Raw genomic sequence first — 6,917 nt, forward strand, 5'->3', positions numbered from 1 at the left:
TTGACGCGACAACCGCTGCGGGCGGACACCCCCCGACACGGCCCCTTCTCGCCGTACGCGAGTGCGGGCGCGTCGTGGCTCGCCCCGGCCGCGGGCGGCCCGCAGTGGGGGCGGGCCGCACGCGGGCGGGTGGTGCGGGTCAGGAGCAGCGGGGGCGGATGTAGCCGTCGCTGCCTGTGTTCACGTAGGCGTCCGAGATGTACTGGCCGCTCGCGATGTTGTCCCAGATGGTTGTCGTGCCGTACGGGCCCGTGACGCGGGTGCCGGGGGTCTGGCAGTGGATGGCGACCCGGGCGCCTTCCGACAGGGTCCTGACGATCGGGTAGCCGGTGCCGGGGCCGCTGCGGACGTTGAGACTGACTCCGGGTGCGATCGAGTAGTACGTGGCCGCGGCGGCCAGTGTGGTGACCACCGGCATGCCGGTACTGTGCTTGACCTGTTCGACAGGCTCTACAGACATGAAAAACCTCCCCCGTTGACCCCATGGCAGCCATGGGGTCCCGTTGATTCCCCTGAATCACGCCATCAAACACTTGTGCATGATTCGCCAGCGGAGGCTAGCAAGCCGCCTCTGTCTCGTACGAGTCATCGACTAGGCTCCGTGCGTCGCGCGCGCGGACGAACAGCACGGGGGTGGTTCCATGGCGGCGCAGGGAAACGCCGGAGCGGGCCCGGAAGCGGAACTTCCTGAACATGCCGGTCACTACCGGCTCGAGGAGCGTCTGGGCTCGGGCGGCATGGGTGTCGTGCATCTGGCCCGGAGCACCTCCGGGATGAAGGTGGCCGTCAAGGTCGTGCACGCGCAGTTCGCCGAGGACCCCGAGTTCAGGGGGCGTTTCCGGCAGGAAGTGGCCGCGGCACGGCGGGTGAGCGGGGCGTTCACCGCGCCTGTTGTGGATGCCGACCCCGAGGCTGGGCGGCCCTGGATGGCCACGCTGTTCATCCCGGGTCCGACGCTGGCCCAGGAGGTGAAGCGGAACGGGCCCTTGGCTCCCGCCCAGTTGCGGCGGCTGATGGCCGGGCTCGCCGAGGCGCTGCGCGACATCCATCGGGTCGGGGTCGTGCACCGGGACCTGAAGCCGAGCAATGTCCTGCTCGCCGAGGACGGGCCGAAGGTCATCGACTTCGGCATTTCCCGGCCAAAGGACAGCGAGTTGCGGACCGAGACCGGGAAGCTGATCGGTACGCCGCCGTTCATGGCTCCCGAGCAGTTCCGGCGGCCCCGGGAAGTGGGGCCCGCCGCCGATGTCTTCGCGCTCGGGTCCGTGATGGTGCACGCGGCCACCGGGCGGGGGCCGTTCGACTCCGACAGTCCTTACGTCGTCGCCTACCAGGTCGTGCACGACGAGCCCGATCTGGCCGGTGTACCGGAGCAGCTGGCGCCGCTCGTGCTGCGGTGTCTCGCCAAGGAGCCCGAGGACCGGCCCTCGCCCGACGAGTTGATGCGGGAACTGCGGTCGGTGGCGGCCTCGTACGACACGCAGGTGTTCATACCGGCGCAGCGTGTGGAGGAGACGCCGGACGCGGGTGAGGCGCCGAGTGCGGATGAGCCGCCGGCCGTCGAGGCTCCGCGCCGGTCCAGGCTGCGCCTTGGGAAGCGGGCCGTTCTCGGGGCCGGTGCCATCGGGCTGGCTGTCGTCGGCGCGCTGGCGGCGGTGCCTCTTGTCGGGGGCGGTCCCGGTCCGGCGCCCGCGGTGAGCGCACCACGGACCACGGCTGCCGCCTTCACGGCGTGGGCGGCTACGCCGTTGTCCGGGACGGGCACTCCGCTGTGTTCTTACGCGGTCGGGAAGTTGCTCTGCGCGCAGAGCGGGCTGGTCTACGCGCTGGATCCGGCGGACGGGCGGTTGCTGTGGAAGTACTCGTTGGAGGGGGTCGCCGGCGAGGGGCCGCCGAGTGGGGCTCCGGTCGTGTCGGGTGACTTGGTGCTGGGCGGGCTCGGCCATGGGCAGCGGCTGACCCTGCTCGATCCCGACTCGGGTGATGTGGTGCGGCGGCAGAACATGTCCATGTCCGGCGGGGTGCAGGAGGTGGGAGGCATGGTGCTGCTCACCGCCCCCGACGGCACGGTCACCGGGGTGGACAGTGCCTCCGGGGACGTGAAGTGGAGTCAGCGGATTCCGGGGCAGGACGTGCCGTACTTCGTGTCGTTCCCGGGTGATCCGCTGGCGTACGCGGCGACCCTGTCCGGTGACGGTGCCGGTACGACGGTCACCGCGGTGGACCCGGGCACGGGCGAGGTGCGGTGGGACGCGCGGCTGGAAGGGGCGTTGGAGCCGATCGGCAGCGAGGACGGGTCGGTCGTGTTCGTGTCGGTCGATGCCGTGCGCGGGGAGGCGCGGGCCGTGGTCCGGTACAGCCCGGAGGGGCGGAAGAGCGAGCGGGTGCCGTTGCGTATCCCGTTGCAGGGGGCCCAGGGCAGTGTGCGCGGGGACGTCGTCCATCTGATGGCGGAGGGCGGGGGGCTGGTCGCTGTCGATCTGAAGGCGCGCAAGCAGCTGTGGAGTCTGCAGACCGGTGTGGCCCGGGGGTCCGTGCCCGTCGCAGGCGATCGGTATGTGTACGTCACCACGCCGGATGGCCGGCTGCTCGCCGTCGACGCGCGGCGCGGGAAGCTCGTCGGGCAGACCCCGCCGCGGCTGAGCGATCAGTCGGACCGGGTTCCGGCCACGCTGCCGACGCCCGTGGTCGTGGACGGCCGTGTCTACACCGGTGCTCCGGACGGCAGCGTCTTCGCCGTGGACGGGCGGGATCCGTCCGCCTGGTAGCGGGGGCGGATGCGGGGAGGGGCCGCCTCCCTGAGGCGGCCCCTTCGAGAGTGCTCAGCCGAGCTTCGACACGTCCCGGACGGCGCCCTTGTCCGCGCTGGTCGCCATCGCGGCGTAGGCGCGCAGGGCGGCGGAGACCTTGCGGTCGCGGTTCTTCGGGGCGTAGACGCCGTTCAGCGCCTGCTCACGGCGGGCCAGTTCGGCGTCGTCGACGAGGAGCTCGATGGTGCGGTTCGGGATGTCGATGCGGATGCGGTCGCCGTCCTCGACGAGGGCGATGGTGCCGCCGCCGGCCGCCTCGGGCGAGGCGTGCCCAATGGAGAGGCCGGAGGTGCCGCCGGAGAACCGGCCGTCGGTGATCAGGGCGCAGGCCTTGCCGAGGCCGCGGCCCTTCAGATACGAGGTCGGGTAGAGCATCTCCTGCATGCCGGGGCCGCCCTTGGGGCCCTCGTAGCGGATGACGACGACGTCGCCCTCCGTGATCTGTTTGAGCAGGATCTTCTCGACGGCCTCCTCCTGCGACTCGCAGACGACCGCCGGGCCCTCGAAGGTCCAGATCGACTCGTCGACGCCGGCCGTCTTCACCACGCAGCCGTCGACCGCGAGGTTGCCCTTGAGGACCGCGAGGCCGCCGTCCTTGGAGTACGCGTGCTCGACGGAGCGGATGCAGCCGCCCTCGGCGTCCTCGTCGAGGGCCTCCCAGCGCTCTGACTGGGAGAAGGCCTCGGCGGAGCGGACGCAGCCGGGGGCCGCGTGCCACAGCTCGAGGGCCTCGGGGGACGGGGAGCCGCCGCGCACGTCCCAGGTCTTCAGCCAGTCGGCCAGGGTCGGGCTGTGGACCGAGTGCACGTCCTCGTTGAGCAGGCCGCCGCGGTGCAGTTCGCCGAGGAGGGCGGGGATGCCGCCGGCGCGGTGCACGTCCTCCATGTAGTACGTGCGGTCCTTGGCGACGTTCGGGGCGACCTTGGCGAGGCAGGGGACGCGGCGGGAGACCGCGTCGATCTCGGCGAGGCCGAAGGGGACGTCCGCCTCCTGGGCCGCGGCCAGCAGGTGCAGGATCGTGTTGGTCGAGCCGCCCATGGCGATGTCGAGGGCCATCGCGTTCTCGAAGGCCGCGAAGGTGGCGACGTTGCGCGGGAGGACCGTCTCGTCGTCCTGCTCGTAGTAGCGGCGGGTGATGTTCATGACCGTGTTGGCCGCGTCGACGTAGAGCTGCTTGCGCGCGGTGTGCGTGGCCAGGGTCGAGCCGTTGCCGGGGAGGGAGAGGCCGATGGCCTCGGTGAGGCAGTTCATCGAGTTGGCGGTGAACATGCCGGAGCAGCTGCCGCAGGTCGGGCAGGCGTTCTCCTCGATGCGGAGGATGTCCTCGTCGGAGATCTTGTCATTGACGGCGTCGGAGATCGCGTCGACCAGGTCGAGGGTGCGGACCGTGCCGTCGACCAGGGTCGCGCGGCCTGACTCCATCGGGCCGCCGGAGACGAAGACCGTGGGGATGTTGAGGCGCAGGGCCGCGTTCAGCATGCCCGGGGTGATCTTGTCGCAGTTGGAGATGCAGATCAGGGCGTCGGCGCAGTGGGCCTCGACCATGTACTCGACCGAGTCCGCGATGAGGTCCCGGGAGGGGAGGCTGTACAGCATGCCGCCGTGGCCCATGGCGATGCCGTCGTCCACCGCGATGGTGTTGAACTCGCGCGGGATGCCACCGGCCTCGACGATCGCCTCGCTGACGATCCGGCCGACCGGCTGGAGGTGGGTGTGGCCCGGCACGAACTCGGTGAAGCTGTTGGCGACCGCGATGATCGGCTTGCGGCCGATGTCCGCACCCGGTACACCGGAGGCCCGCATAAGGGCGCGGGCGCCCGCCATGTTGCGGCCGTGGGTGACTGTGCGGGACCTCAGCTCGGGCATCGTCGCTCGCTCCTTCAGAGACGGCGTCAGAGATTTCGGAGACTTCTGACTGCTAACGAGCGTACGCCCGTCATCCAGTGGGCGGGACGGAGCGTCCGGAATGCGGGACGGGTGTCTCGTGTGGCGGGGCTCAGGGCCCGGTGAGGTGGCCCTGTACGACGGGTGCCAGCCGCGCGATGATCTGCTCCGGGTCCGCCGAGGCCAGCGGCTCGACCTTGATGACGTAGCGCAGCATGGCCGTGCCCACGAGCTGGGCGGCGGCGAGCTCGGCGCGCAGTTCGGCGTCCGGCAGCTCCAGGCGGCCGGCGATGCGGCGCAGTACCTGGGTGGCGACGATCCGGCGGAAGACGGCCGCCGCGGTCTCGTTGGTGACGGCGGAGCGGACGATGGCGAGCAGGGGCGCGCGGGTCGCCGGGTTCTCCCAGACGCCGAAGAAGAAGCGGACCAGGCGCTCCCCCACGCCGTCGAGCGGGCCTTCCTCGATGGCTTTCGGTGCCTCCATGGCGGGGGCGAAGGACTGGGTGATCGCCGCCTCGAAGACCTGTTCCTTCGTCCCGAAGTAGTGGTGCACGAGCGCCGGGTCGACCCCGGCCGCCTTGGCGATGCCGCGCACGGACGTCTTCTCGTAGCCGCGCTCGGAGAACTCCTCGCGGGCGGCGGTCAGGATGCGGTCGCGGGTGTCGGCCGACTCCGTGCGCGGGGGGCGGCCCCGGCGGCGGGCGGTGGTGCCGGTTCCGGCCGGGGGTCCGCCCGAGGGCCGGTCGTTCATCGTCGCGGCACCTTCACCGCCGAGGCCAGGTGCAGGCGCGTGAAGGCCAGCGCCTCCGCCAGGTCGGCCTCCCGCTCCGCGCTCGACATGGCGCGGCGGGTGTTGACCTCGATGACGACGTGCCCGTCGAAGCCGGTCAGGGCGAGCCGCTCCAGCACCTCGGCGCAGGGCTGGTTGCCGCGGCCGGGCACCAGGTGCTCGTCCTTGGCCGATCCCCTGCCGTCGGCGAGGTGGACGTGGCCGAGGCGGTCCCCCATGCGGTCGACCATGTCCAGGGCGTCGGAGCGGGCCGTCGCCGTGTGGCTGAGGTCGATCGTGAAGTGGCGGTAGTCGTCCTTCGTCACGTCCCAGTCGGGGGCGTACGCGAGCATCTCGCGGTCGCGATAGCGCCAGGGGTACATGTTCTCGACGGCGAACCGCACATCCGTCTCGTTCGCCATGCGCCAGATGCCCGCGACGAAGTCCCTGGCGTACTGGCGCTGCCAGCGGAAGGGCGGGTGCACGACGACGGTGCTCGCGTCGAGCTTCTCCGCCGCCGCACGGGCCCGCTGGAGCTTGGTCCAGGGGTCGGTGGACCAGACGCGCTGCGTGATGAGCAGGCAGGGGGCGTGCACGGCCAGGACGGGGATCTGGTGGTAGTCGCTGAGTCTGCGCAGGGCCTCGATGTCCTGGCTCACGGGGTCCGTCCAGACCATGACCTCGACTCCGTCGTAGCCGAGGCGTGCGGCGATCTCGAAGGCCGTGGCCGTCGACTCCGGGTAGACCGAGGCCGTCGACAGGGCGACCTTCGCGTCCGGGATCTTCACGGCTGGCTCTGCCATGCAGGACAGATTACGGGGTGTGGTCGGGGCGGGGCGGGGGGCCTCTTCGCCGTTGTGGTGTTTGCCACGGCGGGGGTGCATGTCCTTCGCAGCTCTCTTACGCGGACTCCCATGCTCTCTTACGCGGACTCCATGTGGTCCAGGCGCCGCAGGATCACGCCCTCCCGCAGCGCCCACGGGCAGATCTCCACGCGCTCGACGCCGAACAGGTCCATCGCGCCCTCGGCGACCAGGGCACCGGCCAGGAGCTGGCTCGCACGGCCCTCCGAGACGCCCGGCAGCTCGGCCCGTTCCGCCTCCGTCATGCCGGCCAGCCTCGGGACCCAGGCCTCCAGGGACTCCCGCTTGAGCTCGCGCTGGACGTAGGGGCCCTCGGCGGAGCGGGCGGCGCCGGCGATGCGGGCCAGCTGCTTGAAGGTCTTGGACGTGGCCACGACGTGGTCAGGAGAACCGATACGGCTGAACTCGCCGACCGTGCGGGCGATCTCGGTGCGGACATGGCGGCGCAGGGCGCGGACGTCGTCCTGGGAGGGCGGGTCGCCGGGCAGCCAGCCCGAGGTGAGGCGGCCGGCGCCCAGCGGCAGCGACACGGCCGCGTCGGGCTCCTCGTCGATGCCGTAGGCGACCTCGAGGGAGCCGCCGCCGATGTCC

6 protein-coding genes are annotated in these 6,917 nt (G+C 71.4%); 1 reads left to right on the top strand and 5 read right to left on the bottom strand.

The features are described 5' to 3' along the window. Positions 1-139: 139 nt before the first annotated feature. Positions 140-460, bottom strand: coding sequence for an SH3 domain-containing protein (locus ACWIF2_RS31505; RefSeq protein ID WP_454364307.1), 321 nt, complete (start codon positions 458-460; stop codon positions 140-142). A gap of 181 nt (positions 461-641) precedes the next feature. Between ACWIF2_RS31505 and ACWIF2_RS31510 the strand changes: the two genes are divergently transcribed. Then, on the top strand, positions 642-2,768 hold the full coding sequence (locus ACWIF2_RS31510; protein ID WP_454364308.1) for a protein kinase domain-containing protein: 2,127 nt from the start codon (positions 642-644) through the stop codon (positions 2,766-2,768). 54 nt (positions 2,769-2,822) lie between these two features. Here the strand turns inward: ACWIF2_RS31510 and ilvD are convergent, their stop codons facing one another. The 4 genes from ilvD to ACWIF2_RS31530 form a co-directional block, all read right to left on the bottom strand. After that, positions 2,823-4,676: a dihydroxy-acid dehydratase gene (gene ilvD / locus ACWIF2_RS31515; RefSeq protein WP_454364309.1), complete on the bottom strand. Its 1,854-nt coding sequence runs from the start codon at positions 4,674-4,676 to the stop codon at positions 2,823-2,825. A 130-nt stretch (positions 4,677-4,806) separates the two neighbouring features. After that, complete coding sequence (locus tag ACWIF2_RS31520; protein ID WP_454364310.1) at positions 4,807-5,445, bottom strand: TetR/AcrR family transcriptional regulator; 639 nt, start codon at positions 5,443-5,445, stop codon at positions 4,807-4,809. Then, positions 5,442-6,266 carry a sugar phosphate isomerase/epimerase family protein gene (locus tag ACWIF2_RS31525; RefSeq protein ID WP_382490784.1) on the bottom strand — a complete coding sequence of 275 codons (825 nt, stop codon included), beginning with the start codon at positions 6,264-6,266 and terminating at the stop codon, positions 5,442-5,444. Before ACWIF2_RS31525 ends, ACWIF2_RS31520 begins: the two co-directional genes overlap by 4 nt. 119 nt (positions 6,267-6,385) lie before the next feature. Beyond that, positions 6,386-6,917 (bottom strand): Ppx/GppA phosphatase family protein (locus ACWIF2_RS31530; protein ID WP_454364311.1); only part of this gene is annotated, 532 nt, incomplete at its 5' end.

The sequence above is a fragment of the Streptomyces sp. NPDC055506 genome (assembly GCF_053643595.1).